Origin of the sequence: Methanobrevibacter woesei (assembly GCF_003111605.1) — an archaeon.
In the GTDB taxonomy this organism is placed as follows: Archaea; Methanobacteriota; Methanobacteria; order Methanobacteriales; family Methanobacteriaceae; genus Methanocatella; species Methanocatella woesei.
The window spans coordinates 169,454-194,077 of sequence record NZ_MZGU01000002.1 but is presented as its reverse complement, the minus strand read 5'-3'; the positions used below and the strand labels follow the sequence as shown (position 1 = coordinate 194,077).

Annotated in this window: 33 protein-coding genes; 26 read left to right on the top strand and 7 right to left on the bottom strand. The window is 30.3% G+C overall.

Going from position 1 to position 24,624, the window contains the following annotated elements; translation table 11 throughout:
* Positions 1-8: 8 nt before the first annotated feature.
* From MBBWO_RS01320 to MBBWO_RS01305, 4 genes are read right to left on the bottom strand one after another with little or no spacing between them, the layout of a single operon-like run.
* Positions 9-1,067 (bottom strand): 3-methyl-2-oxobutanoate dehydrogenase subunit VorB, encoded by a 1,059-nt coding sequence (locus MBBWO_RS01320; RefSeq protein ID WP_116669082.1) that lies wholly within the window; start codon positions 1,065-1,067, stop codon positions 9-11.
* Entirely contained in the window at positions 1,060-1,344 is a 285-nt protein-coding gene (locus tag MBBWO_RS01315) for a 4Fe-4S dicluster domain-containing protein (protein WP_116669081.1), read from the bottom strand. The genes MBBWO_RS01320 and MBBWO_RS01315 overlap by 8 nt, the downstream gene beginning before the upstream one ends.
* A 21-nt stretch (positions 1,345-1,365) precedes the next feature.
* Positions 1,366-3,033, bottom strand: coding sequence for an AMP-binding protein (locus MBBWO_RS01310; RefSeq protein WP_116669080.1), 1,668 nt, complete (start codon positions 3,031-3,033; stop codon positions 1,366-1,368).
* A gap of 19 nt (positions 3,034-3,052) precedes the next feature.
* Positions 3,053-3,613: a helix-turn-helix domain-containing protein gene (locus tag MBBWO_RS01305; protein WP_116669079.1), complete on the bottom strand. Its 561-nt coding sequence runs from the start codon at positions 3,611-3,613 to the stop codon at positions 3,053-3,055.
* A gap of 214 nt (positions 3,614-3,827) precedes the next feature.
* On the opposite strand from MBBWO_RS01305, the gene MBBWO_RS01300 reads away from it, so the two are divergent.
* On the top strand, positions 3,828-4,202 hold the full coding sequence (locus MBBWO_RS01300; RefSeq protein ID WP_116669078.1) for a hypothetical protein: 375 nt from the start codon (positions 3,828-3,830) through the stop codon (positions 4,200-4,202).
* A gap of 46 nt (positions 4,203-4,248) precedes the next feature.
* Here MBBWO_RS01300 and MBBWO_RS01295 read toward each other — a convergent pair whose 3' ends face one another.
* Complete coding sequence (locus MBBWO_RS01295; protein ID WP_116669077.1) at positions 4,249-5,181, bottom strand: GDP-mannose 4,6-dehydratase; 933 nt, start codon at positions 5,179-5,181, stop codon at positions 4,249-4,251.
* A 308-nt stretch (positions 5,182-5,489) separates the two neighbouring features.
* Here MBBWO_RS01295 and MBBWO_RS01290 point away from each other — a divergent pair, with 308 nt between their 5' ends.
* From MBBWO_RS01290 to MBBWO_RS01180, 23 genes are all read left to right on the top strand, one after another.
* A complete protein-coding gene (locus MBBWO_RS01290; RefSeq protein ID WP_116669076.1) occupies positions 5,490-5,825 on the top strand; it encodes an energy-converting hydrogenase A subunit A EhaA in 336 nt (111 codons plus the stop codon).
* A complete protein-coding gene (locus MBBWO_RS01285) occupies positions 5,818-6,315 on the top strand; it encodes a hypothetical protein (protein ID WP_116669075.1) in 498 nt (165 codons plus the stop codon). Before MBBWO_RS01290 ends, MBBWO_RS01285 begins: the two co-directional genes overlap by 8 nt.
* A gap of 5 nt (positions 6,316-6,320) precedes the next feature.
* Positions 6,321-6,569, top strand: a complete 249-nt coding sequence (locus MBBWO_RS01280; protein WP_116669074.1) for a DUF2109 domain-containing protein — start codon at positions 6,321-6,323, stop codon at positions 6,567-6,569.
* A gap of 9 nt (positions 6,570-6,578) precedes the next feature.
* The gene (locus MBBWO_RS01275; protein ID WP_116669073.1) at positions 6,579-6,851 is read left to right on the top strand and encodes an EhaD family protein; all 273 of its coding nucleotides are present in this window, start codon (positions 6,579-6,581) and stop codon (positions 6,849-6,851) included.
* Complete coding sequence (locus MBBWO_RS01270; RefSeq protein ID WP_116669072.1) at positions 6,844-7,104, top strand: EhaE family protein; 261 nt, start codon at positions 6,844-6,846, stop codon at positions 7,102-7,104. Before MBBWO_RS01275 ends, MBBWO_RS01270 begins: the two co-directional genes overlap by 8 nt.
* Positions 7,101-7,694 (top strand): EhaF family protein, encoded by a 594-nt coding sequence (locus MBBWO_RS01265; RefSeq protein ID WP_116669071.1) that lies wholly within the window; start codon positions 7,101-7,103, stop codon positions 7,692-7,694. Before MBBWO_RS01270 ends, MBBWO_RS01265 begins: the two co-directional genes overlap by 4 nt.
* The gene (locus MBBWO_RS01260) at positions 7,694-8,389 is read left to right on the top strand and encodes an EhaG family protein (RefSeq protein WP_116669070.1); all 696 of its coding nucleotides are present in this window, start codon (positions 7,694-7,696) and stop codon (positions 8,387-8,389) included. Before MBBWO_RS01265 ends, MBBWO_RS01260 begins: the two co-directional genes overlap by 1 nt.
* Before the next feature lie 14 nt (positions 8,390-8,403).
* On the top strand, positions 8,404-9,090 hold the full coding sequence (locus MBBWO_RS01255; RefSeq protein ID WP_116669069.1) for a hypothetical protein: 687 nt from the start codon (positions 8,404-8,406) through the stop codon (positions 9,088-9,090).
* A 10-nt stretch (positions 9,091-9,100) separates the two neighbouring features.
* Positions 9,101-9,316: a DUF788 domain-containing protein gene (locus tag MBBWO_RS01250; RefSeq protein ID WP_116669068.1), complete on the top strand. Its 216-nt coding sequence runs from the start codon at positions 9,101-9,103 to the stop codon at positions 9,314-9,316.
* Positions 9,317-9,323: 7 nt separating this feature from the next.
* On the top strand, positions 9,324-10,184 hold the full coding sequence (locus tag MBBWO_RS01245) for a respiratory chain complex I subunit 1 family protein (RefSeq protein ID WP_116669067.1): 861 nt from the start codon (positions 9,324-9,326) through the stop codon (positions 10,182-10,184).
* Between the two features lie 13 nt (positions 10,185-10,197).
* Positions 10,198-10,458 (top strand): hypothetical protein, encoded by a 261-nt coding sequence (locus MBBWO_RS01240; RefSeq protein ID WP_116669066.1) that lies wholly within the window; start codon positions 10,198-10,200, stop codon positions 10,456-10,458.
* A gap of 9 nt (positions 10,459-10,467) precedes the next feature.
* Positions 10,468-10,776: an energy-converting hydrogenase subunit EhaL family protein gene (locus tag MBBWO_RS01235; protein WP_116669065.1), complete on the top strand. Its 309-nt coding sequence runs from the start codon at positions 10,468-10,470 to the stop codon at positions 10,774-10,776.
* 4 nt (positions 10,777-10,780) lie between these two features.
* The gene (locus MBBWO_RS01230) at positions 10,781-11,170 is read left to right on the top strand and encodes an EhaM family protein (protein WP_116669064.1); all 390 of its coding nucleotides are present in this window, start codon (positions 10,781-10,783) and stop codon (positions 11,168-11,170) included.
* An 18-nt stretch (positions 11,171-11,188) separates the two neighbouring features.
* Positions 11,189-11,638 carry an NADH-quinone oxidoreductase subunit B family protein gene (locus tag MBBWO_RS01225; protein WP_116669063.1) on the top strand — a complete coding sequence of 150 codons (450 nt, stop codon included), beginning with the start codon at positions 11,189-11,191 and terminating at the stop codon, positions 11,636-11,638.
* Entirely contained in the window at positions 11,635-12,759 is a 1,125-nt protein-coding gene (locus tag MBBWO_RS01220; protein WP_116669062.1) for a hydrogenase large subunit, read from the top strand. The genes MBBWO_RS01225 and MBBWO_RS01220 overlap by 4 nt, the downstream gene beginning before the upstream one ends.
* Before the next feature lie 2 nt (positions 12,760-12,761).
* Positions 12,762-13,802 (top strand): 4Fe-4S binding protein, encoded by a 1,041-nt coding sequence (locus tag MBBWO_RS01215; RefSeq protein ID WP_116669061.1) that lies wholly within the window; start codon positions 12,762-12,764, stop codon positions 13,800-13,802.
* Positions 13,803-13,806: 4 nt separating this feature from the next.
* Positions 13,807-15,159, top strand: coding sequence for a 4Fe-4S binding protein (locus tag MBBWO_RS01210; RefSeq protein WP_116669060.1), 1,353 nt, complete (start codon positions 13,807-13,809; stop codon positions 15,157-15,159).
* A gap of 5 nt (positions 15,160-15,164) precedes the next feature.
* On the top strand, positions 15,165-16,211 hold the full coding sequence (locus tag MBBWO_RS01205; RefSeq protein WP_116669059.1) for a hypothetical protein: 1,047 nt from the start codon (positions 15,165-15,167) through the stop codon (positions 16,209-16,211).
* Between the two features lie 16 nt (positions 16,212-16,227).
* On the top strand, positions 16,228-17,115 hold the full coding sequence (locus MBBWO_RS01200; RefSeq protein WP_116669058.1) for a formylmethanofuran--tetrahydromethanopterin N-formyltransferase: 888 nt from the start codon (positions 16,228-16,230) through the stop codon (positions 17,113-17,115).
* Between the two features lie 10 nt (positions 17,116-17,125).
* Complete coding sequence (locus tag MBBWO_RS01195) at positions 17,126-18,091, top strand: carbohydrate kinase family protein (protein WP_116669057.1); 966 nt, start codon at positions 17,126-17,128, stop codon at positions 18,089-18,091.
* A gap of 78 nt (positions 18,092-18,169) precedes the next feature.
* The gene (locus MBBWO_RS01190; protein ID WP_116669056.1) at positions 18,170-19,009 is read left to right on the top strand and encodes a 4Fe-4S binding protein; all 840 of its coding nucleotides are present in this window, start codon (positions 18,170-18,172) and stop codon (positions 19,007-19,009) included.
* Positions 19,010-19,648 carry a CBS domain-containing protein gene (locus MBBWO_RS01185; protein ID WP_116669055.1) on the top strand — a complete coding sequence of 213 codons (639 nt, stop codon included), beginning with the start codon at positions 19,010-19,012 and terminating at the stop codon, positions 19,646-19,648. It abuts the gene before it with no gap.
* Positions 19,649-19,663: 15 nt separating this feature from the next.
* Positions 19,664-20,662, top strand: coding sequence for an NAD-dependent epimerase/dehydratase family protein (locus MBBWO_RS01180; RefSeq protein WP_116669054.1), 999 nt, complete (start codon positions 19,664-19,666; stop codon positions 20,660-20,662).
* 62 nt (positions 20,663-20,724) lie between these two features.
* Here MBBWO_RS01180 and MBBWO_RS01175 read toward each other — a convergent pair whose 3' ends face one another.
* Together MBBWO_RS01175 and MBBWO_RS01170 are read right to left on the bottom strand one after the other, a co-directional pair.
* The gene (locus MBBWO_RS01175) at positions 20,725-21,339 is read right to left on the bottom strand and encodes an ATP-binding cassette domain-containing protein (protein ID WP_116669053.1); all 615 of its coding nucleotides are present in this window, start codon (positions 21,337-21,339) and stop codon (positions 20,725-20,727) included.
* On the bottom strand, positions 21,339-22,286 hold the full coding sequence (locus MBBWO_RS01170; protein ID WP_116669052.1) for an ABC transporter ATP-binding protein: 948 nt from the start codon (positions 22,284-22,286) through the stop codon (positions 21,339-21,341). The genes MBBWO_RS01175 and MBBWO_RS01170 overlap by 1 nt, the downstream gene beginning before the upstream one ends.
* 355 nt (positions 22,287-22,641) lie before the next feature.
* On the opposite strand from MBBWO_RS01170, the gene MBBWO_RS01165 reads away from it, so the two are divergent.
* Together MBBWO_RS01165 and MBBWO_RS01160 are read left to right on the top strand one after the other, a co-directional pair.
* Positions 22,642-23,838: a glycosyltransferase gene (locus MBBWO_RS01165; RefSeq protein ID WP_116669051.1), complete on the top strand. Its 1,197-nt coding sequence runs from the start codon at positions 22,642-22,644 to the stop codon at positions 23,836-23,838.
* A 175-nt stretch (positions 23,839-24,013) separates the two neighbouring features.
* Entirely contained in the window at positions 24,014-24,571 is a 558-nt protein-coding gene (locus MBBWO_RS01160; protein ID WP_116669108.1) for a 50S ribosomal protein L15e, read from the top strand.
* Positions 24,572-24,624: the final 53 nt, after the last annotated feature.

The following is a 24,624-nucleotide window of genomic DNA, read 5'->3' as shown; positions in this document are numbered from 1 at the left end:
TCACATCCTTAATCATTTAATCCTGCAACTTCATCGATTTTTTCTAAAACATCTCTTAATTCAAGAAGATTACCACCCATTCTGTTAACAAGGTAAGTATCATCTTTTCTACATGCTGCAAGTTGTATATCTTCTAATAATTGACCATTACTCATTTCTACAGAAATAAATTTAACTCCTTTATCTCCTAATTCTTTAATTCTTTCTTCTGGGAATGGGAATAAAGTAATTGGTCTTAATAATCCTACTTTTAATCCTTTTTCACGAGATTTGTCTACAGCAGTCCTAGCTATTCTACTACTTATTCCATAGGAAACTAAAACGATATCTGCATCTTCAAGCTGATATTCTTCAGTAATAACTTCTTCTTTTGAAATAAGATCGTATTTTTCTTGAAGTTCAAAGTTAAAGTTTTCTAATTGTTTAAAATCAAGGAAGATTGAAGTAACGAGATTTTTCATTGTTTCTTTACTTCCACGAACTGCCCATGAGTCATCTATCTCTGGTTCAATAGCTTCTGTTGGGAATTTTAATGGTTCTGCCATTTGGCCTAAAGTACCATCAGCTAATACTACAACAGGGTTTTTATATTTATCAGCTAGTTCAAATGCTTTAATTGTTAAATCACACATTTCTTGAACACTATTTGGAGCTAAAACTATATTTTTATAGTTTCCATGCCCTCCACCTTTAACAATTTGATTATAATCTCCTTGTTCAGGACCAATATTTCCAAGTCCAGGTCCTGCTCTCATAATATCTACAATAACTGCAGGTAATTCTGCTCCTGCTAAATATGTGAATCCTTCTTGCATTAAACTAATACCTGGTCCAGAGGATGCAGTCATTACTCTGTGTCCAGTAGCTGCTCCACCATAAATCATGTTAATTGAAGCTTCTTCACTTTCTGCTTGAACGAAGTTTCTTCCTACCATTGGGAAATATTTTGATGCTTCGTGTAAGATTTCACTAGCTGGGGTAATTGGGTATCCAAAGAAACAGTCACAGCCAGCATACATTGCACCAATAATAACAGCGGTATTTCCTTTTACCATTTGATTACTCATTATGTTTCCTCCTTACTTTACTTTGAATCATTACTGCAATATCATTATTTGGTCTTTTAAAGTTGTAAATCTCAATAGCTAATGGTTCAGGGCATGTATAATAACAATCTTTACATGCTATACATCCTTCACCTTTATAATAAGCATATGGATAACCTGCATTATTGAATTCGCTACTAAGACTAATAGCATCTTTTGCACATGCTATTATACATCTTTGACATCCTTTGCATTCTTCTTTATGTATTACAGGATAAGGGTTTCCATCGGTTATCATAATACTTTCACCATCTTTTATTTAATTGGAGTTATCTTTCTCCCTAATTTCTACTCTTCTTATTTTTCCACTAATTGTTTCTGGAATTTCATCAACAAACTCAATTAATCTAGGATATTTATATGGAGCAGTTGTTTTTTTCACATGGTTTTGGATATCTTTAATAAGTTCTTCACTTTCTTCATATCCTGGTTGTAATATGATAGTTGCTTTTACAATTTGTCCCCTTATAGGGTCAGGATATCCAGTAATAGCACAATTTGAAACTGCATCATGTGAAAGAACAGCACTTTCTACTTCATATGGTCCAATACGGTATCCAGAACTTTTAATAATGTCATCGTTTCTTCCTATGAAATGATAATATCCTTCTTCATCCATCCAAGCAGTATCTCCACAGTGGTAATGTCCATCATACCAGCTAGCTGCTTGTTTTTCAGGATCTTTATAGTATTCTTTAAATAATCCTGGTTTTACACCTTCAGATACATTTATGGATATTTCTCCTTCATCTCCAATATCTACGATTTCACCATCTTTATCTAAAAGCTCTACATTGAATAATGGGCTTGGTTTACCAATAGAACCAAGTTTAGCATCAAGCCAAATGAAGGTTCCAATCATTAAAGTACTTTCTGTTTGTCCAAATCCTTCTTTAATTGTTAAACCAGAGATTTCTTTGAATTTTTTAGATACTTCTGGAGGTAATGGTTCACCTGCAGTAGTTACATAACTTAGATTAGAGAAATCATATCCTTCAATGTTTTCTTTAATTAAGAATCTGTAGATTGTTGGAGGTGCACAGAAGGTATTTACTTTATATTCTATGATTTTTTCAAGTAATTTAATTCCATTAAAACGTTCATAGTCGTAGATAAATACTGTGGTTCCTGCAATCCATTGTCCATAGAGATTTCCCCAAACAGCTTTTCCCCATCCAGTGTCTGCAGAAGTATGATGGATTCCATCTTCTTTAACATTATGCCAATATTTTGCTGTAGGGATGTGACCTAAACTGTAAGTATGTTTATGTGCAACCATTTTTGGAAGTCCACTAGTTCCAGATGTGAAATATATTAAAAATGGTTCATCTGCTTTTGTTGCATCTTCACCGGTTGGTCTTTCGAAAACATCACTTTCTTCTTCAATAGCTTTGTTAAAGTTAATCCAACCGTCAATATCTCTTTCAATTACTAATTTTTTCAAGTCAATTCTTAATTCTTTTTCTGCAGTGTTATAATCAGAAATTAAATCATCTTCTTCAACGGATACAACAAGTTTAACATTAGCTTTTTTTAATCTAAAGTCAATATCATGAAGTTTCAACATATGTGTTGCAGGAATAACAATAGCTCCAATTTTATGAAGTGCAACCATACAGAACCAGAATTCATACCTATTTTTTAAAGTAAGCATTACTTTATCACCTTTGTTAATGCCTAACCTTTTGAATAAGTTTGCAACTTTGTTACTGTATTTTTTCATATCTTCAAATGTGAAAATATGTTCTTCGCCTTCTTCATTAACCCAGATTAAAGCTACTTTTTCTGGATCTATCTCTGCATATTTGTCTACTACATCAAAACCGAAGTTATAATCTTCGTTGTATTTTAGTTCGAAATTTTCATAAAAATCTTCATAGGATTTAAAATCCACTCTATTTACGAAATCTCCTATTAAGGTTGTCATATATAAAACCTCATTAAAATTACATTATAACAGCTAAAAACTTAGCTTTTTTATCATTAAGTGCGATCATTGCATGTCTATGGTTTGAATCGAATATTATGGAATCTCCTTCATTTAAAACAATTTCATTGTTGTGAATATATATTTTTAAACTGCCTTCAAGAACATAGTTAAATTCTTGACCAGGGTGGGTATTTAAAGAAGGAACTGCATCTTCTTTAGGATCTACAGTCACAATAAACATTTCTGCTTTTTTATGCATGAATCTTTCACATAAATTTTCATAATGGTATTCTTTTCTTCTTTTAATTGATACTCCTTTATTTGCACGAGTTACATCAAAAATACTCATTCTAGTTTCTTCACCAGTTAAAATTAGTCCTAAATCAACTTCAAATTTATTTGCAAGTTCATATAAGAAACTAGCTGGAATATCAGTTTCTCCATTTTCATATTTATTGTATAATTCCTCTTCAATGTCCAATAAATCTGCAATTTCTTTGGTGGATATATCGGAAAGTTCTCTTAGTTCTCTAATTCTCCTTCCAATATTTTTATTATATTCATTCAAAATAAACACCTAATAAAGTAAATTTGTTAAATAAAAGTTAAATTATATAGAATTATATTATTTAATAACATTAAATATTTTTGAATTTTTTTTTATTTAAAGCTTATTATAAATCGTGATAATTCATTAAGATTTATGATAATTCTTTAAAATATTAAAATTATAATAAATTGCTAACAAGTGGGGCAATATTTATATAATATTTAAAAGCAATTTGTTATTTATGACATCATCAAATATTGATAATATAGTTATTTTCAAAAAACATTTAGGACTTAATTTAGAGATTGATCAAAGTTATGTTGGTCTTACAATGAAAGAAGATAATATGCTTTCATTTAATTTTAAAGTTCCAGAAGACCTTAAAAATGAAGTTATGGAATACTTTGAACGTTTTAAAATGTTTGAACCAATTAAAGTAGATATTGGTAATACTGGAGATATCAGTGCACAGTTTAAAGGAATTTCACCTGTTACAAAATCTTCTGATAATGGAACAGACTATTATTTTGTTTCTGTTTTACTTCAAGAAACTGGTAAAGTTCCACCATCTGATGAAGAAATGTGTGAAACTTGCAGTAACTGTGGATTCCACTAAAAAATAAGTTAAAATAGCTATATTTTCATTAATAGCTATTCTTTTTTTATAATTGGGTTTTAAACCAATTTACTGTTTCAGCTAATTGTTTTTCAAAATCGCTGGAATCAACTTCAAAATTAATATTTTTCATTCTAGATGTGTCTGCAAGGGAATGCTTAATGTCACCTTGTCTTTCTGGAAGGTATTTTGGTTCTATGTCTGTTTTTAAGGTTTCTTTGACAATTTCATATAATTTATTTATAGTTATTTTCTTTCCAGAAGCTACATTTACAACTCCATTATAATCTGATTCAGCAGCTGCGATATTGGCTTTTACAATATCTTTTACATAGACAAAATCTCTGGTTTGCTCTCCGTCACCATAAATGACTGGCTGTTCATTTTCTAAAATAGCACTGATAAAATTAGGTATAACTGCTGCATACTGTGAATTTTTATCTTGTTTTGGTCCAAATACATTGAAATATCTAAGGGATGTTGCATTTAATCCGTAGGACTCAGTAAAACTGTTTATATAAACTTCACAACTAGCTTTTGATGCAGCATATGGGGAAGTTGGCATCATAGGTTCAGTTTCTTTTAATGGCATATTCCTATTTTCACCGTAAACAGCTGAAGAAGAGGAAAATACAATTTTTTTAACTCCTTCATCTTTTGCAGCATTAATTAATTTGATGGTTGCATTTACATTGTTTTTTGTACAGCCAATAGGATCATCTACACTTAAAGGTACACTGGCCATAGCTGCAAGATGGAATATATAATCTACATCTTTTAAGATTGTGTTTAGGTCAGCATCGTTTATGTCTTCTTCAATTATTGTTAAATTTTTATGATTTGGTTCTTTTAAATTTTCTATTTTTCCCGTAGATTTGTTATCCAGGATGGTGACTGTGTTATTTGGAATTAATTCATCTGCAATATGAGAACCAATAAAACCAAGTCCTCCAGTAATAAGAATATTTCTGTTGTTCAATTAAATCACGATTTATCTTTTTTATTAAAAATTAATCAAATTTATTATTTAATAAATAGTGTACTATTATATAAAAATATGATGTTAATTTTGTTTGTTATATTACAAATAATCTTTATTTTTAATATAATAAGCTTTCAATGATTTTAGTTTTCTTTTTAAATGATTTTTTTAGGGATATATTATTTAAAATAGGTTTATGAACTTTTATTTTATACATAACTCAATAATAATAATGATTTTTAAGTAAAAATATTTATATATTTTATATTTACTATATTATATTATTAATAAGGAGTCTAGTTAACATGATGTATATGGGTGTGGATATAAGCTATTTTATAATAGATTATTTAATTGCTATATTTTCATCAATAGTTGTTGCTTTAATACTTAGACTTCCATTATTGCCTGAAAAACCTTATAGGTATTCATTTAATGTGAGTGCACTTTATCCCACTCCTATAATAGCTATTGGGGTATTTTCATTCTTTGTTGTTTTAAATTATTTATTTGCATATAATGGAATGTTAGTTGCATTAATTATTGGTGTTTGTTCAGCTTTATTTGTTAAATATTTATTTTTTTATGTATTTCCAAAGCCTCCAGCTGAGGAATCTGAGGAGGTCTTATTAAATGAATGAGATTTTAGGAATTATAATAGCAGCAATTGTCTGCTGGTTAAATTTTGTTATAATTGATACTTTTATGGGACTTCCTGAACAGCCAGGGGTTATTGGTGCAAAAAATATTGGTGAAGATGTTAAAAATAGAAATGGTGACATTGCAGGAGGTTATTTCCAAGGAAACATTCTTTGTTCTCCAGATGCATCTGCAGGTACATTAATAGCTTCTATTGGATATTTGGTTTTAGGAATTCCTGGAGGTATTATTGCAGCATTTCTAGTTTTCATAGGTAACCGTTTATGTGCAGACCCAGGTTATGCAGGTACTATTGGTTCATTAACTATGACTGTGATTTTATTTATTGCTTCATTTGTGGGTATAACCCCAGAAATGTTTATTGTTGGTATGATTATAGCTATTTTAACTATTCAAGGCATAGATCAACCTGGAGCATCAAGAGTTTTAGGAAGAATAGCTAAAATATTTAATAGGCATGCGGAAGAGTGATTTTTATGTACGTGGAGATTATTGGCGTTATTACAATTTTTGTAGCCTTAAGAGCATTAATAACTCGAAATAGGGCTGAAAAATTATTATATTTAAATGTAATAGGTTTTACAGTCCCGGCACTCATTGCTTTAGTTATTGACACTCCTTTTGCTCTTATTGTAGCTGCGGTATTTTTCGTTTGTTCTACAATTAGTTCAAATGCTATTGCATATAGTTTAAAAAGATTAGATGATGAAGTGATTTTAGATTGAGGAATTAAAATGGATGAATTTGTTATTACAATAATAGCAATGGCTTTAATGTTGATTGGAACCTTTGGTATTATATTTTTGAAAAAGCCTTTTGATAAGGTTATTATGTTTTCAATTTTAGATGCAGGGTTCATGTTAGCTGTTGTTTTATTTAAATATTTAGATGTAGCATTCTTCATTGCATTATCAGCTCCATTATCTACTTTAGTTTTATTACTTTCAATTGTAAAAATTAGTGAAATTAGACACAAAAAAGTAAATAGTGGTGAGATACATGATTGATTTTCAATTATTCTTTTATTTTGGTATCTTCTTAGCTATTGTAGGAAGTCTTGCTACTGCTTGGGGTCCTGGAGTTAATGATCCAGTTGTAAGATTATTTAATACAGAAATTGCTTCAATTGGTATTTCATTAGTTTTATTATCTTATAACCATGTTTTAGCTTTATTAACTCTTGTTGCTACAACTGTGGTTATTACTTTAATTTTATTTAGAGCAGTTATTCGTCTTGAAGAAATGGGGGCTGATTTATGAGGATTGGAACCTTATGGAATAAATTAGCTAATCCTAAGAATGTTCCAAGATTATTTGCAGCATGTTTAGGAATTATACTAATTGCAGGTCTTGTTATCCCATTTGAATTAAATGATGATCAGCTTTATGTTAGACCGGCTCCTCAAAGTCAAATGGATGAAGGATTAGCTATTGCACCCTATGATAGGGGCGGAGTTCCATTAGAAGAACCAGGTATTATTTCACCTCAATATCCTGAAAATGCAGCTTCATTGGGAATGATTACAGGATATATGTCTCCAATAGCTTTATGGATTGCATCTATATCTCCATACTTTGGAACATCTATTTATTCATCTCCTGGTGGATTAATTGATGAAATATTGTATTATACTAGAGGTTTCGATACAATTTTAGAATCTAGTATTTTAATGATGTCATTTATTATTGCATCTTGGCTTGCAATTAATTATACAATGAATAGAAAACATGACACAGAAAATATAAAATCTGATGTTAAAAAGGCTATTGTTGATTCTTCAAATGTAGCTAGAGAAATTAAAGCTAATGATATGAAAGCACATGAAAGGCAAAATAGGAGGGATAACTAATGGTATTTATTCCTCAGTTTGTTCCTGATGTATTTTTATCAATGTATTTACCAGCTATTTATGCAGGTTTAATAATTGGTTTTATTGGTACAATGGCAATAGCTATGAAAAGAGAGGAAATTCATATTCTTATCTTAACTGATATTGTTGGTTTAGCTATGCTGGTTGTTGTTTCTGCTGTTGGTACTGATTTAGCTGAAGCTTTAGTATTGCCTGGTTTAGTAGTAGAGTTAGCAGAAACCTTGGCGATTTCTGAGATTTTGCTATCAAGAGAGATGCATAAAATTGAAGCAAATCCTAAAAAGAATTTATCACCAACTTCTTCATTATTCCCAACTTCATTTACTTTGAATATGGAGATTATGACTACTGCTCCTAATTTCATTGCATTAGTTTTAATTGGTTATGGTATTTTCTTAACTGGATTTACTGGTGGTGCTGTAGCTGGTGGTGGAATGGTATTGTATGCTTTATCTAGAAAAATAAGAGGATTACCTGTATTTGTTTTAGATGGTGTTGGTGCTATTTCAGGTATTGCATGGTGTTGCTGGATTATTGGTTTTGCATTGTACTTTGTAATGCCAGAATTATGGTTATTAAGTTTATTACTTTCAGCATTTGGATTGTTATTAAAAGTAGCTTCAAAAGTTGGATTAATTGGAGTGCTTATGAGAGAGGATATTGGTAAAAAATAGTTTGAGGCGTTATTATGGATTTTTCAACAATTACTGAAAGTGCATTAGGGGGTAATTTACTTGGAACAATTCCTCTTGGGGACATTGTTTTGTATGTAACTCCATTTAACTTGTTCCTTTTTGCATGTTTATTAGTTTTTACATTTTTAATAGCTATTAGTAAGACAGAAACTCAAACTGAAGCTTCTTTTGGATCACTTGAGAATACTGAGGTATCAGTAGGTGAGAAAGAGTTTAAACAAAGAAGATTTTTATCAATTATCTGTGGTATAGCATCTGCTGGTGCAATGATTACTGGAGATTTGTTTAACTTCACTTTGTTCATGGCTTTAATTGGTATATTAAACATTGGTATTGTATCTGCAGTTAAACAAACTTCTGTTTTGAATTCTGCCTATAATTATGGTTTAATAGCTATGATGTGTAGTTTACCATTGTTTGGTGGTGCATCTATTATTCTTGCATCAACAGGAACTTTAAGTTTAGCTGTTTTATCTCAAATAACTCCATCACCTATGGTGATATTTGGGGCTATATTGATGTTAATAGGTATTATTGGTGAAAGTGGAGTTGCACCATTTTTTGCAACAAAAGCTGAAATGTTTAGAACTCCAGGTTCTCCATTTTTAGTTATTATACATTTAAGTTCATTATTTATTATTATAAGAGCTATTGAGATATTATTAATTATTTTAATGTGAGTGTGAGAGTATGGGTATGCAAAAAGCGATTTCAATTATATTATTAATATTATCAACTATAGCTATAGTTTACTGTTTAATATTTAATGTAGAAACTTGGATTGTTTATTTGGTAGCTATTATTGGTATTCCTTTATGGGTTTTATCTTTTGGATTACTTACAATGGCTAAACCAAGAAAAGAAGATGAAGAAGAAAGGGTGAAAGAACCATTCACTGGATATTAGTGATATTATGAATTTGATGGCGGATATTTTAATTAATGTAATCATAGCATTTCTTGCTGGAAGTCTTTTATTAGGATTACATAGGAAAGTAATGGCTCGTGTTCAACTTAGGCCAGGTCCTCCTATTATTCAACATTTATTGCATTCTTTAAAGTTCTTTTTTAAAGAAAGCACATTTCCAAAAAATGCATCAATGCCATTTTATGTATCTATTGTAGTTATTTTGGCTGTTGTTTGGGTTATTGGTGTAATCGCAGGACCTGTTACTCATGATTCTTTATTAATACTCTTTGGAGTATATGCTGTTTACAAAATTGTTGAACATAATGCTGGATCCAGTTCTGGTTCTCCTTATGGAAAGTTAAGTTGTGTAAGAGCAGTTTTATCAGCAGCTACTGAGCTTCCATTATTTGCAGCTATTGCTTTAGTTTATTTAGTAACTGGAACAATGAATATTGGTGAAATAATTGCTTATCAAGGAGCTAATGGACCTTTAGTATTTACCATTCCTCTTGCAGCTTTAATGTTCTTTGTATTGATTTTAAGTAAATCTCCTTACTCTCCTTTTGGAATCACTAAGGATAAAACCTTAATTTCAGGATTTGAAACTGAACATTATGGATTTTTAAGAGGCTTCATAATGTTTTCAGAATCTATTTCATGGTACATTATGGTTTGGTTATTCTTAACAATATTCTTTGGACCATTGTCAATAATCGAACTAATTATTGGAATGATTTTAATGTCAGTTGTTACTGGTTTTATTAATGCAGTAACTCCTATGTTAAATCCAAATCATTCGATAATGACACAAATTACAATTGCAGTTGTATGTATTGTGGGAACAATTATAATGGTATTAATATAGAGGTATGGTGAAAATGGAAAAAGAAGGCGCAACTGTATATTTTAGTATAATTGTAGCAGTAGGAATATTAGTTTCAGGAATAATAATATCTGCATTTCAAACAGATATTGGAATTCCAATTATAATTTTAGGAATATTTTTCACTATACTGTTAGCATTATTAGCCAAAAATAATAAATTTGGACATAGTTTAGAAAATTTAGAGAAAGTATTTTTCTTTATAACTTTCGCTGTAATTTGTATTTCATTTATATTATTATATAGGCCAATGTAGGGGATAATTATGATTGAATATTTAATTTACATACTTACATTTGTTATAGGATCAATATTGGGGTTATTATGGAGTTATAAAAAACATGGCGAACCTTATGTTATTAAAGGTTTGGACATAGCCATAACTGTAATTGCTCTTATTGGTTGGATTTTAATATTTAACTTTACTTGGTCTGTTATTTTACTAGCTATTGGATTCTTCCTAGTTGGTTTTGTACTTAATGAAAGACCAGGTTATGGTAGATTAGAAACTGTTATTGGTATTGTTGTTTCAGCTGTGATTTACTTAATTTGGCATTTAATTTTAATGGTGTGATTATATGAATGAGGATGAACGTTTCATTTTAATGAAAACAAGAATATTAAAAAGCTTTAGATGGCAAGAAGATATTATTATTCCTCTTTCTAAAGAATTTGGTATTTCAACTGAAGAGATGGAAGAGATATTTATGAACGATTTAGATATGTCTTCTTTAGAAGGGTTACATGGAACTTTCAAAGTTGCTGAACTTGAAGCCTTAGCTATGAAATTTTATGCTGATTTAAGATTGTGCTGGTTTTCTAAGACATTAGAACTTGTTTCAGCAGATGAAGCTGATAATATCTGTAAATCCTTAGCTTATGATGTTATTAATGGTAAATCTTATGATGAATCTTTAATTGAAGGTAGAAAAGAGATATTAAATATTATTAAAAATTATGAATATTAAAAATGATAGAGGCGTACAATGTTAAATACTATTAAAGATGCTGTTAGAAAAAGCTCAATTCATGTTTGTATTGTTAATTGTGGCGGTTGTAATGGTTGTGACGTTGAAATAGTTGCATTATTGTCTCCTAGATATGATTTAGAGCAATATGGTATTTATGTACATAATAATCCTCGTGAAGCTGATGTACTTTTATTAACTGGAGCAGTTACTGAGCAATGGGTTACTAACCTTAAAAGAGTTTATGATAAAGCTCCAGAACCAAAAATTGTTGTAGCAGTTGGAAATTGCCCTCAATCTGGAGATGTTTTTAATCAAGAAGGAGGAACAGTCCATGCACCTGCTTCTGATTATATACCTGTTGATGTTGCAATTTCAGGTTGTCCTCCAAGGCCAAGTGAAATTTTAGAAGCAATTTTGTCTGTTGGACCTGATGCTATTGCTAAACGTGGGAGGGAAGAAGAATGATATTGCCATTAGGACCAATTCACCCAGGATTTAAGGAACCTATAAGGCTTAAAGTTCAAACTGAGGGTGAAAAAGTAGTTAATGCTGAAATTGAATATGGTTATGTTCATAGAGGAATTGAAAAGATAATGGAAGGTAAAACCTGGCAGAAAGGTATCTTTTTGGCTGAAAGAATCTGTGGGATTTGTTCCTATGAGCATACACAAACATTTGCAGAAACTATTGAAACAATATCAGATGTTCAAGCACCATTAAGAGCACAGTTTTTAAGGGTAATTACTAATGAATTAGATAGGATTCAATCTCATTTGCTTGCAAATTCAACTTATTTCAAAACACTTGATCATGAAACCTTATTTATGCATGTTCTTGATATGAGGGAATATATCATGGATTCTATTGAATTATTAACTGGTAATAGGGTTAATATGGGTTGGAATGTTGTTGGTGGAGTAAAAATGGATGCTGATGATCGTCATTTTGAACCAATCCTTGAAAATCTTAAGATAGTTGAAGATAAATTTGATAGAACAAGAGAATTATTTGCTGAAGGGCCAGCTGTTGGTTTACGTTCAAAAAATGTTGGTGTAATGACTAAAAAAGAAGCTATTAGAGGAAGAGCTGTAGGTCCAATTGGAAGGGGATCTGGAATTAAAAAAGATTATAGACAAGACCATTACACTTACAAAGACCACTTTGACTTTAAAACAGTTTGGAGAAAAGAAGGAGATAATTATGCAAGAACTTTAAACCGTTTTGATGAAATTCCAGAATCTATTAGTTTAATTAGGCAAGCTATTGAGAATATGCCTAAAGGAAAAATACGTACTCCTGTTGATATTAAAACTGGATATGCAGAGTTCCAAAATGAAGCTCCAAGGGGAGAAGTGAATTACATGATGGAAACTAATGGTAATTTAATTAAACATATTTCAATTAGAACTCCAAGTATCCCGAATATTGATTCTTGTGCGAAATACATGCTTAAAAATGTAGCTACTGTTGCAGATGCAGTTTCAACTTATGCTTCTAGTGATCCATGTATTGCATGTGCTGAAAGAGTAGCTATTACTGATGAAAATGGTAAATGTGATATTAAAGACTTTTATGAGGTAGTTTAAATATGTCTTCATTAATATGGTATATCTACGACTTTGCTAGGAAGGCATGGGTTGATGGTTTCGCTAATGCAAGAAGTAAGCATGAAATCATGGAAAAACCTGAACGTTTCAGAGATTTTCCAAAGATTAATCCTGAGTTTTGTATTGCTTGTGGAGCTTGTACTGCATCATGCCCATCACCAAATGCTATTAAATTAGTAAGGGATGAAGATAATGAGCAAGAAGAGGGTATGACTTATCCTGTTATCTTTGAAGGGGCCTGTATTCGTTGTGGTTTTTGTGCAGAAGTTTGTCCTACTGATCCTAAAACAATTGAGTGTGGTCAGAATCACTTATTAAAACCTGAATTCAATATAATTCCTTCGAAAAGACAGTTTATTGTAGATGATTATCTTTGTATTAGATGTAAGAAGTGTATGAAGAAATGTCCTGTTGAAGCAATATCTGTTGTAGATGATAAAATTCATGTTGATCAGCTTAAATGTATTCACTGTGGAGATTGTTTAGATGCTTGTCCTGTTAATGGGGCTATGAAAGGAGTATTTGTGGATAATTTACAGGACCAAAAAGAGATAATTCTATTAACTGTAACATTTCTTGAAAAATATATTGAAAGTAAAAAAGAAGACTTAAGATCTCTTCAAAAAGACAGTTTACTTCAATATGAAATTCCACTAGCTGAAATATGGGATAAAGCTTATGAAATAATTCCGGATGAAGAAGTAGTAATGGAAATTATTACTAATGCTGTTAATAGGCTTAAAATTAGAGTTATTGACTGGAACAGTGATGAATGTAAGAAATGTCAACTTTGTGTAGATGAATGTCCAACTGGAGCTATTACTTTTGATGTAGAAAATGATACAATTGTACGTAGTGATGAAAAATGTCTACGTTGCAGTATCTGTTATCAAACATGTCCATTTTCAGTTATTAAGTATTTCTTAGCTAAATTTGCAATGGAAAAAGATGATGATGGAAATGATATTATTTACATCACAGTAAAGACTTCTAATTTAACAAGTGAGATTTTAATGGAGTGAAATTATGATTGATGCTTATTCTAAAACTCCAAGACCTTTAAGAGAGGTTGATATTGAGTATTCAATTGATCAAAGTAAATGTGAACAATGTGAGGATAAACCTTGTTTAAATGCTTGTGAAATTGATGCTATTTTCATTGACCCAGAGGATGGCATTACTAAAATTAAAAGCACTTGTTTTGGATGTGTATTATGTCGTAATGCTTGTCCTTATGATGCTATTAAAATTGAAAGGACTTTTGCACCTCCTATAAAAGAAAATGTTCCAAATATTAATATTAAATTATGTAAAGCATGTGGAGCATGTGTTCAAGCTTGTAAAACTGGTGCTATTCATATTAAATCTAATAAAAAAGGTGAAGCACATAGTGAAATTGATCCAGATAAATGTATTCGCTGTGGGTACTGCTTTAGAGTTTGTCCAACAGATGCAATTAAATATGGTGAACTCCTTCCAAGAACAGTTAAAGGTGGAAGAGCTATTGTTGTTAACCAAAAGGATTGTATTGGATGTATGACTTGTACTAGGGTCTGTCCATCCATTGGTGCTATTAATGTTGGTAGAAATAATAAATTACCTTATATTAATCCTGCTTATTGTGCAAGGTGTGAAGAATGTATGCATTCCTGTCCATCAACTGCTATTAAATATTCTTCACGTAAAAAAGCGTTTGCATCATATAGTAAAATTAAATCAGAAGATATTGTATCTTCAATTGTTGATAAAGATATGAAAAAATTATCTTTAAATCTTATTAGTCTTAATAAAGCACTTAAAGCTATTGCACAATCTTTATCATTAGAATTTGATGATGCACCATATAATGAGTTTATGAGGGTTAAAATCAATGAATTAATGGAAAAAGAGCTTGGTTTGACTTTAGATTCAAGTATTACTGTTAAAAGATTTAACAAATTGTTTGACAACTATTTATTTGATAGGAATATTGAAGTAATTGATAAAAGATGTATAGCTTGTGGTGAATGTAAAATGGTTTGTCCAACAAAAGCTATTGATTTAAATGCTCCAAATCCTATTAAAATCAATTCAAATTGTGTCTATTGTGGATTATGTGTAGAGAAATGTCAATTTGATGCAATTAGAGTTTATGGTGACTACTTCTATAGTGAAGAAGGGGATTTATATTATGCAAGATCCTACATTAGTGGACCTAGAGAAGGGGATTATTCTTTATCTCATGATAAATGTCAAGCATGTGGAATCTGTACTAAGAACTGTCCTACTGGTGCATTAACCTTAGATGATAAGATTTCTTGGGATGAAGATAAATGTCTTTTATGTAGGGAATGTGAATTTATTTGTCCTGTTGATGCAATTAGAATTAAAATTAGGTGAGTTCATTGTATAAAAAATCATTTATTACAGACTGTGAAGGTCCCTTAACTTTAAATGACAATGCTTTTGAATTAGCTAATCATTTCATTGATAATGGTGGAGAATTATTTAAAATCCTTAGTTTATATGATGATTATCTTGTTGATGAAGTTAAAAAACCTAATTATAAAGCGGGTAATACCTTACTTTTAATATTACCTTTCTTCTTAGTTGAAAACATTAAAAACAAGGATATGATTGAATTTTCTAGGAATAATATTTTCACAGTAAGTGAGTCAAAATTTTTACTTGATTATCTTAAAGAAAGGATGAATACATACATAGTCAGCACTAGCTATGGCCAATATATTGAAGCTTTAGCTAATTATATGGATTTCCCATTTAAAAATACATTTTATACTAAAGTAGATGTAGATGCTTTGGATATTACTGATGATGAAATATCTAAAATAATTGAATTTAAAGATCAAATATTGGAAAACCCTGAAGATTATGAGTTATTCGATTCTATTTTCTTTAATGAAATTCCAAAGATGGGTTTTTATAATTTAATTAAAGAAGTTGATGTTATTGGTGGAGAAGGTAAAAAATTAGCTATTGATAAAATTATTGATAATGATTCAATAGATATTAATGAAATTCTTTATATTGGAGACAGCATTACTGATGTTGAGCCTTTAAGGTTTGCTAGAGACCATGATGGTATTAGCATATCTTTTAATGGTAATATATATCCTTTAAAAGAAGCTGAAATAGCTATTATATCACCATCTGCAATTACAACTGCTGTAATAGCTAATATTTATGCAGATAATGATAAAAAACTTGTTTTAGATTTTATAAATGATTATAATGACGAAAATAACTTGGAAGAGTTATTTAAAAAATATGATATTGATTATAATGTTAAAGAAGAATTTTTCAAGGTATTTGAAAATTATGATAAACCTATAATAAAAATTGTTAACCAGGAAAACTTTGATGAAATTTTAGAAGCAAGTACTAAAATGAGAAATGAAATTCGTGGTCAAGATATTGGTGGATTAGGTTAAAAGGAGGATAATTAAAATGAGTTATGAAAAAGTTGAAGATACATTTTTTGAAGCTTTTGAAGGAAAATATGTAAGAGCTTTAATTACAGGTCCAAATGAAAAAATTGTTAGAAGAGCAGCATTTGATTCAACTTCAACTCCAAGTGCAGTTATTGGAAGAGTTGAAGGTGGAGTAGAAGGATTTTTATCTGGTGATGAAACACCTGATGGAAGACCTGGTGCTGTTGTACAATATTGGCTTGGTGGAGATGATGTTAAAAAATTTGCATTTGAATTATCTTACCGTTTAAGACAAGATATTCTTGTTAAACCATTTACCCGTATTTTTGATTATTCTGATAAAGAATCTGATGAATATATCGAGATGATGGATATTGTTGGTCATTGTGGAGATGGCTATGAATGGATAGTTGAAGAATATGGAAGAAAAATGATTAATGTTCCAATAGCTGTTCCAGATTTCCAAATTGAAGAAAAATTTAAATTAAATGATGGTATAATGGGTGGAAATTTCTGGTATTTATGTTCCACTCCTGAAGCAGTATTGGAGGCTGGTGAAAAAGCACTTGAAGCTATTGAAAATGTTGAAGGGGCTATTGCACCATTTGATATTTGTTCTGCAGCTTCTAAACCTGAAACTAATTATCCTGAAATTGGACCAACTACAAATCATGTTTACTGTCCTTCACTTAAAGACAAATTAGGTGATGAGTCTAAAGTAGCTGAAGGAGTTAATTATATTCCTGAAATTGTATTTAATGCAGTAGATGAAGATTCAATGAATGCTGCAATGAAAGCAGCTATTGATGCAACATTAGATGTTGAGGGTGTTATTGGAATTTCTGCAGGAAACTATGATGGAAAATTAGGAGATAAAAAAGTTAATTTACTAGATATTTTATAGCTGGGTTAAAATGAAAATCTTAAATAATGATATTGATGTGGATGTTATAGGTTTTGGAGCCTTAAATGTTGATAAACTTCATACTGTTGGCAGTATTGCAGGTAAAGATGAAGAATCATTTATAAAAAGCCAGACTGATACTCCTGGAGGTTCTGCAGCTAACACTATTATTGGACTTTCACGTTTAGGTAAAAAAACATCTATTATTGGAAAAATAGGTGAAGATAGTGATGGTGATTTAATAGAACTTAATTTAGCTATGAATGAGGTTTATACAAATAATCTAATTTATTCTGATAATGGAAATACTGGTAAAGTAATGGGTTTTGTTGATGATGAAGGGGACAGAGCGCTTTATGTAGATCCTGGAGTTAACGATGAGATAAAGATGGGTGAGATAAATCTTATGAATATTAACACCTGTAAAATAATGCATTACACATCTTTTGTAGGTGATTCATTTAAAACCCAAATTGAATTACTTGAAAAATTAAATGATGATATTAAATTAAGTTTTGATCCAGGAATGTTATATGTTGAAAAGGGATTAAATGAATTAGCTCCTATTTTGGAACGTACTGACATTCTTTTAATTAATGAAACTGAACTTAGATTGTTATATGAAGATTATTATAAAGCTATAGATAATGTAGAGGAGGTTTCTCTTAAAGAAATTGCTGTACATGTTTTAGATGATGGTATTGAAACTGTAGTAGTTAAACAAGGCTCCAAAGGAGTTTATGCAGTTAATAATGATGGTGAAGAATGCTTTGTAGAAGCTTTTAAATCTGATGTTGTTGATACAACAGGTGCTGGAGATAGTTTTAATAGTGGATTTTTATTTGGAATGTTAAATGACTATTCTCTTGAAAAAGCTTGTATCATTGGTAATTGGGTAGCTAGTAAATCTATTCAAGACTATGGAATGAATGCGTTTCCTTCATTAAATCAATTAGAGGAGTTTATGGATGAATAAAGAGTAATCTTATTTAGCTATATTTATTAATAACTAAATATAGATTTAAACTCAATTATTTAATTAGTTGGTATAATTATGAATGTATCTTTTAATAAGCAGATGGAGTCATTGGAACGTGAAGTTCTTTTTAAATCTGTGGATTTAGATGATGATATTGATGATTTTAAATTCGAGATTGATGATTTTCAATCTGAAGAAGAAATAATTGCTATTGCACCAAAATGTATTAGATGCAATCTATGTGTTGAAACATGCCCAGTTGATGCTATTGAACCAGCTAATAATTTTAAAATAGCTAAAATTACAGATAAATGTGTTAAATGTGAAATTTGTGTTCAATCTTGTCCTATTTCAGCTATTAAATTAATTAGTAATTCTGTTATCTTTAAAAAGGGTGATGATTCGGATAAAGGCGTTGTAGAATATAGTCTTGTTAATATTAGTCGCCCACATAGGGTTATTAGGATGGATGATATTTCCATTGATTATTCAAAATGTAATCCTGATATTGATTATGGTCAATATTGCCCAACAGGCGCACTTACACTTGAATTTAAAGAATTTTTAGAAGAAAATGAAGATATAAATGTCACTTTAGAGGAAGACACTTTATATCCCTATATTAATAAAAAGCTTTGTATTGGCTGTGGAGCTTGTATAAATCTTTGTATGGATGATGAAATAACTCTTGAGAGGACTATTGGTCCGATTATTCATATTAAAGACCTTACAGTTGATCAAGAAACATGTGTTGCTTGTTTCTTATGTGAAGATAACTGTCCAGTTGAAGCTATTAAACTTATTGACAATGAAGTTGTATTAGATGATAATAAATGTATTAGATGTATCTCCTGTACAAATCATTGTCCTGTAGGAGCATTAAAATTTGTTAATAGAAATAATGGGGATGATTAAATGAAAGCTAAGGAGTTAATGGATAAAGAGTTTATTTATGTTAGTAAAAATGACTCTGTTGTAGAAGTATCAAAAACAATGGAAAAAATTCGTCGTTTCACCTGTCCTGTTGTGGATGATAATAAACGATTAATTGGTTGGGTTACTTCATTTGACATTACTCGTGGTTTAAGGGAAGGTAATGAAAAAATTCATGAAATCATGAGTTCCTATGAGGAAATTACAACAATCAATGAAAATGAATCAGCTAGACTTGCAGTTATTGAAACAGCAGATAATAAATTTGTAACTTTGCCTGTTTTAAATGATGATAATCAAGTTATTGGTATGATTCGTGCTTGTGATATCGTAAAATTGTTATCTGCACTTTATGATATTAAAGTTGTTAAATTATATGAAGCAATGAATGAGCAATTAAAAGGTATTACCTGGGATGAGTTAATGGAAGCTTCTGCTGTTGTTTCAAGAAGAGCAACTGGTAAAAAAATCACCCCTGAGCAATATGAAGATAATATTAGAAAATCCACATTTGGTAGTGCAATTTGGGCTACTGGAGGACTTGAAAAATTTTTCACAGGTTTAATAGCTGTTGGTGAATTAGTTATCGCTCGTAAAGTTGGTAGAGCAAGAAAAAAATAAATTTGAGGAATAATTATGAGTAAAGAATACACTGAATATGAAGGTAAAACTGTATTGGTAACAGGTGGAGCTGGCTGTGTTGGAAGTAATTTAACCAAAAAATTTGCAGATTTAGGTGCAGAAAAAGTAATTATCTTAGATAACTTATCATCTGCTTATGAATGGAATATTGCTGATAGGGGCAATATTGAATTTATTCAAGGAGATATTCTTGATGATGCTGCACTTAAAAGAGTATTTAAAGAACAACCTGACTATGTATATCACTTGGCTGCACACTTTGCAAATCAAAATAGTGTAGATAACCCTGAAAAAGATTTAATGGTAAATGGTATTGGTATTTTAAAAGTTCTTCAATATGCACAATTAACTGGTGTTGAAAGATTTGTATATTCCTCTTCTGGTTGTGGTGTTTATGGGCTTGACTCTAAAATGCCATTTGAAGAACATGATATTTCCATTTCACTTCACACTCCTTATCAAGTTACTAAACTTTTAGGTGAATTATATACTAATTATTTCCATAATTTATATGAGTTGCCAATTGTAAATGCAAGATTCTTCAATGTATTTGGTCCTGGTGAAGTTCCAGGTAAATACAGAAATGTAATTCCTAATTTTTTCTACTGGTCTAAAAATGGTCAGGCATTACCAATTACTGGTGATGGATCTGAAACAAGAGATTGGACCTTTGTTGAAGATATTGTTAGTGGATTAGTAGCTATGGGAATCGAAGAAGAAGCTATTGGTGAAGCTATTAACTTAGGGTCTGGTAAAGACCACAGAGTAATTGATATGGCTAATAAAGTTAATGAATTAACTGGAAATGAAGCAGGAATCAATTATGTAGCTCGTAGAAATTGGGATGCAAAAACTAAACTTTTATCTTCAATTGATAAAGCTAAAGACATTTTAGGTTACTCTCCAAAAGTTTCTTTTGAAGATGGGCTTGTTAGAACTCATGAATGGTTTGTTGAAAACTGGGACAACATCCAAGAATCTGCTGAGTTCTAAAGAAATAATTAGGGGGTTATCCTCCCCATTTTTCTATTTTTCTTTGTTAAAAAAAGATATATTTATTTTTTGTTGATTTCATTGAGATAGATTACTTCATCACAGATTTCATCAACTAGTTTTTTGTCATGACTTACAACAAGAAGTCCTACACTATTTTTCCTGCAGTATTCAATGACTTTTTTCCAGATTTGCACTTGAGTTACTGCATCAAGCATTGTAGTCATTTCATCAGCTATTACAAATTTTGTTTTAGGATTAAGTGCTCTTAAAACGGAAAATCTTTGTAGTTCTCCTCCAGATAGCTCTGAAGGATATCTGTTAAGCCAGGACTTTTGAATACCGAATTCTTTAAAAAGTTCTTCACTAACTTGCCAAGATTCATCTAAGATTTTTTTCATTTTCCATTTAGGATTCATTACTTTTTCTGGGTGTTGGTAAATTAGTTGAACTGGGCAAAAACCAGATTTTGGCAGTTTTTCGGAGTCAATAAATACTTCACCATCGTATTTTGCCATATAATTGGATAATATTTTACATAATGTTGATTTTCCACTTCCACTATCTCCAACAAGACCTGTGATTTTTTCACTATCTATTTCAATGTTAACATCTTTTAGGATATACTCTTTTCCAGATGGGTATTTATAAGATATATTTTTTCCAATTAAATTCATTATAATTCCTCTTTTTCATATTGGAAGCATCTAACTTTTTTATCACCTAAATTAATTAGATGAGGTCTTTCATGTTCACATTTAGCTAGTGAATTTGGACATCTGCTAAAGTAAGGACAACCTTCAGGTATGTCTCCATGTAAAGGTTGATGGCCTTCTGTTAGTTCAAATCCATTTTCTGGAAGTGCCTTAAATAGTGCTTTTGTGTATGGATGAAGAAGATTTTCACCATCCTCTTTAAAATCACTTGTTAATGCTATTTCTATTACATATCCTGCATAAAAAATAGCTATTCTATTTGCAACTTCAAGTGCAGCATTAATATCATGAGTAATAAGTAAAACACCTACGCCATTCTCTGCCATTTGTTTTAAATGTTTTAAGGTTTCAGCTACTGCCTTTTCATCAAGTCCAGGGGTCGGTTCATCAGCTATTACAAGCTTTGGATTGTTCATTAATGCTGTTGATACAAGAACTCTTCTTGCCATTCCACCAGAAAGCTGAAATGGATACATGTCTTCAACGTCTTTATCAAGATTATACTGTTTAAATAATTCTTCTTGTTTTTTCTTTTTTTGAGGATATTCCTCTTCACTACAGTCTCCAATTACTTGGTCAGATATTTTCATTAAAGGATCTAAAAAATTAACAGACTGTGGAATTAAAGCGATTTCATCGCCTCTTAATTTATCTTTTAATTCTTCGTCCAATAACTGTCCTTTATAAATTATTTTTCCTTGTTGGTTTGCATTTTCAGGTAAAATGCCTAATATTGAATGTGCAAGAAGACTTTTTCCAGATCCACTTGAACCTAAAATAGCTACTATTTCTCCTTCTCGTACATCTAGGCTTAAATCAGTAATGACTTCTAAATTCTTCTGTTTAAGTCCTTGTACATACTGTCTAAAAGAAATAGAAACCTCATTAACATTTAATAATTCATTCATCTTATCACTCAGTAATCATAATTATTGATTTTACAAGTAATTAGTAATACTTTATCATATAATTATATTATTTAAATTAATTTTAGCTATGCTATTATAAAAACTTTTCTAACTCTTTTTTTCATATTTAAAACCTAAATTATCTTTATTTTTAAATATAAATGCTGTAAAGTAATAATTTGATTTTGCTTATTGTAATTTGTTTAAAAATTAGCTTTTTTTCAATTATTTTATTAGTTTTTATTATATTTTTAATATGATTGTTTAATTGGAAAATTAAAGTAGTAATATTATCCTATATCATTAAATATTATTGTTGCTAAAATAATATTAATCTTATTTTAAAAGGGATATAATGAGAATTTTAGTTGTTCAAGAGTCAGACTGGTTAGAGAGAAATCCACATCAACAACATCACTTAATGGAAAGAATGGCAACAAGAGGGCATGAGATTAGAGTAATCGATTATCCTATTGACTGGCCAAAAGATGAGGATTCTAAAGGATTAACATATCCAAGGGAAGTTCATAAAGGGATTTCAAAAATAAAAGAAGATGCAGAGATAGATGTAATAAGACCAAGTTTTATTAAAGTAAAAGGTCTTAACTATGCATCATTATTTTTCAGCCATAAAAAAGAAATCAAAAGACAAATCAAGGAATTTAAACCGGATATAATTTTAGGGCTTGGAATATTGAATACCTATAATGCTTCTAAAATAGCTAAAAAGATGGGCATTCCATTTGTTTATTATTTTATAGATGTATTACATGCATTGATTCCTGAAAAAGCGTTCCAGGAATTGGGAAAAAAATTCACACAAAAAGCTATTGAAAACTCAGATTTAGTAATAACCATTAATAAGAAATTGTCAGAATTTGCAGTAACTATGGGTGCTGATCCAAACAGAACCATTTTAATCGATGCAGGTATAGATTTAAATGATTTTAATCCAGATTTAGATGATTCTTCTATTCGTGCTCAATGGAATATTAAAAAGGATGATATTGTTCTATTTTTCATGGGTTGGATTTACGAATTTGCAGGAATGAAAGAATTGGCGAGAACTTTAGGTGAAAATAAGGAAAAATATCCAAACTTTAAAATTCTCATTGTTGGAGATGGAGATGCCTTTGATGAAATGGTATCAATAAAAGAGGAATATAATTTGGGTGATCAGTTAATTCTTACAGGAAAACAACCTTACACTAAAATTCCTGAATATCTATCCTCAGCTGACTTCTGTCTACTTCCAGCATATATTGATGAGCCAATTATGCAGGATATTGTTCCTATTAAATTATATGAATACTTAGCCATGAAAAAAGTGGTAATTGCTAGTGAATTGCCTGGAATTTCAAAAGAATTTGGATATGGTCATGGGATTGAATATGTTCAGAAAGCTGAAGAAGTTCTTGATTTAGCAAAAAATATTATTGATAATGGTCAATATGATAAAATAGCTAGTGCTGGAAGAGAATATGTTCAGAATAATGATTGGGAAGCTATTGTGGACAAATTTGAAAAGGCTATGAAAAACCTTTTAAATTAATTCTTTTTCATTTTTCCTTTTTTTTAATTTTTAACTTAGTTAATAGTAACATTTATTAATAGTTATAACAAATATTTTACTATCGTTAGAATTTTAACGATATTTTTTTTAATACTTTTTTGGGATTTCAAGTCCCTGGATGTGGCTTTTAAGCTGAACAAAGGTGTTATTTATGATGTATAAATATATTAGAGATGCATGGAAAAACCCAGATGAATCCTATGTAAGAGAACTCATGTGGGAAAGAGCTCCTAAATGGAGAAGACAAAGAGCTGTTCAAAGAATTGATAGGCCTACAAGGATTGATAGGGCTAGAAGTTTAGGATACAGAGCTAAAAAAGGTTTTGTTGTTGTTAGGACCAGAGTAAGACGTGGTGGAAGAAGAAAATCTCGTTTCATCGGTGGTCGTAAACCTAAAAGAATGGGTGTAAACAAAATTACTCAAGCTAAATCCATCCAAAGAATAGCTGAAGAACGTGTCGCTAAAAAATATCCAAACTTAGAAGTTTTAAACTCTTACTGGGTATGGGCTGATGGTAAATATAAATATTATGAAGTAATTTTAGTAGATCCTAACAGTCCTTCCATTATTAATGATAAAAAAATCAATTGGATTTGTTCCAACAAACACACTAACAGAGCTCTTAGAGGTTTAACTAGTGCTGGAACTAAAGGACGTGGAATAACTTCAAAAGGAAAAGGTAGTGAACAAGCTAGAAGAAGAAAAATATAATTCTTCACCTTTTCTTTTTTTTAAACTTTTTTTAACTAATTTTTTATTAAAAT

Excerpts from the sequence above, each read along its gene's own strand:
- MBBWO_RS01265 (WP_116669071.1), top strand. The coding sequence starts at position 7,101 with ATGAGGATTGGAACCTTATGGAATAAATTAGCTAATCCTAAGAATGTT.
- MBBWO_RS01170 (WP_116669052.1), bottom strand. The coding sequence starts at position 22,286 with ATGAATGAATTATTAAATGTTAATGAGGTTTCTATTTCTTTTAGACAG.
- MBBWO_RS01180 (WP_116669054.1), top strand. The coding sequence starts at position 19,664 with ATGAGTAAAGAATACACTGAATATGAAGGTAAAACTGTATTGGTAACA.
- MBBWO_RS01315 (WP_116669081.1), bottom strand. The coding sequence starts at position 1,344 with ATGATAACCGATGGAAACCCTTATCCTGTAATACATAAAGAAGAATGC.
- MBBWO_RS01220 (WP_116669062.1), top strand. The coding sequence starts at position 11,635 with ATGATATTGCCATTAGGACCAATTCACCCAGGATTTAAGGAACCTATA.
- MBBWO_RS01300 (WP_116669078.1), top strand. The coding sequence starts at position 3,828 with ATGACATCATCAAATATTGATAATATAGTTATTTTCAAAAAACATTTA.
- MBBWO_RS01250 (WP_116669068.1), top strand. The coding sequence starts at position 9,101 with ATGGGTATGCAAAAAGCGATTTCAATTATATTATTAATATTATCAACT.
- MBBWO_RS01275 (WP_116669073.1), top strand. The coding sequence starts at position 6,579 with ATGGATGAATTTGTTATTACAATAATAGCAATGGCTTTAATGTTGATT.
- MBBWO_RS01165 (WP_116669051.1), top strand. The coding sequence starts at position 22,642 with ATGAGAATTTTAGTTGTTCAAGAGTCAGACTGGTTAGAGAGAAATCCA.
- MBBWO_RS01285 (WP_116669075.1), top strand. The coding sequence starts at position 5,818 with ATGAATGAGATTTTAGGAATTATAATAGCAGCAATTGTCTGCTGGTTA.
- MBBWO_RS01280 (WP_116669074.1), top strand. The coding sequence starts at position 6,321 with ATGTACGTGGAGATTATTGGCGTTATTACAATTTTTGTAGCCTTAAGA.
- MBBWO_RS01210 (WP_116669060.1), top strand. The coding sequence starts at position 13,807 with ATGATTGATGCTTATTCTAAAACTCCAAGACCTTTAAGAGAGGTTGAT.
- MBBWO_RS01260 (WP_116669070.1), top strand. The coding sequence starts at position 7,694 with ATGGTATTTATTCCTCAGTTTGTTCCTGATGTATTTTTATCAATGTAT.
- MBBWO_RS01235 (WP_116669065.1), top strand. The coding sequence starts at position 10,468 with ATGATTGAATATTTAATTTACATACTTACATTTGTTATAGGATCAATA.
- MBBWO_RS01215 (WP_116669061.1), top strand. The coding sequence starts at position 12,762 with ATGTCTTCATTAATATGGTATATCTACGACTTTGCTAGGAAGGCATGG.
- MBBWO_RS01185 (WP_116669055.1), top strand. The coding sequence starts at position 19,010 with ATGAAAGCTAAGGAGTTAATGGATAAAGAGTTTATTTATGTTAGTAAA.
- MBBWO_RS01310 (WP_116669080.1), bottom strand. The coding sequence starts at position 3,033 with ATGACAACCTTAATAGGAGATTTCGTAAATAGAGTGGATTTTAAATCC.
- MBBWO_RS01200 (WP_116669058.1), top strand. The coding sequence starts at position 16,228 with ATGAGTTATGAAAAAGTTGAAGATACATTTTTTGAAGCTTTTGAAGGA.
- MBBWO_RS01255 (WP_116669069.1), top strand. The coding sequence starts at position 8,404 with ATGGATTTTTCAACAATTACTGAAAGTGCATTAGGGGGTAATTTACTT.
- MBBWO_RS01230 (WP_116669064.1), top strand. The coding sequence starts at position 10,781 with ATGAATGAGGATGAACGTTTCATTTTAATGAAAACAAGAATATTAAAA.
- MBBWO_RS01225 (WP_116669063.1), top strand. The coding sequence starts at position 11,189 with ATGTTAAATACTATTAAAGATGCTGTTAGAAAAAGCTCAATTCATGTT.
- MBBWO_RS01270 (WP_116669072.1), top strand. The coding sequence starts at position 6,844 with ATGATTGATTTTCAATTATTCTTTTATTTTGGTATCTTCTTAGCTATT.
- MBBWO_RS01190 (WP_116669056.1), top strand. The coding sequence starts at position 18,170 with ATGAATGTATCTTTTAATAAGCAGATGGAGTCATTGGAACGTGAAGTT.
- MBBWO_RS01195 (WP_116669057.1), top strand. The coding sequence starts at position 17,126 with ATGAAAATCTTAAATAATGATATTGATGTGGATGTTATAGGTTTTGGA.
- MBBWO_RS01290 (WP_116669076.1), top strand. The coding sequence starts at position 5,490 with ATGATGTATATGGGTGTGGATATAAGCTATTTTATAATAGATTATTTA.
- MBBWO_RS01240 (WP_116669066.1), top strand. The coding sequence starts at position 10,198 with ATGGAAAAAGAAGGCGCAACTGTATATTTTAGTATAATTGTAGCAGTA.
- MBBWO_RS01175 (WP_116669053.1), bottom strand. The coding sequence starts at position 21,339 with ATGAATTTAATTGGAAAAAATATATCTTATAAATACCCATCTGGAAAA.
- MBBWO_RS01245 (WP_116669067.1), top strand. The coding sequence starts at position 9,324 with ATGAATTTGATGGCGGATATTTTAATTAATGTAATCATAGCATTTCTT.
- MBBWO_RS01320 (WP_116669082.1), bottom strand. The coding sequence starts at position 1,067 with ATGAGTAATCAAATGGTAAAAGGAAATACCGCTGTTATTATTGGTGCA.
- MBBWO_RS01160 (WP_116669108.1), top strand. The coding sequence starts at position 24,014 with ATGTATAAATATATTAGAGATGCATGGAAAAACCCAGATGAATCCTAT.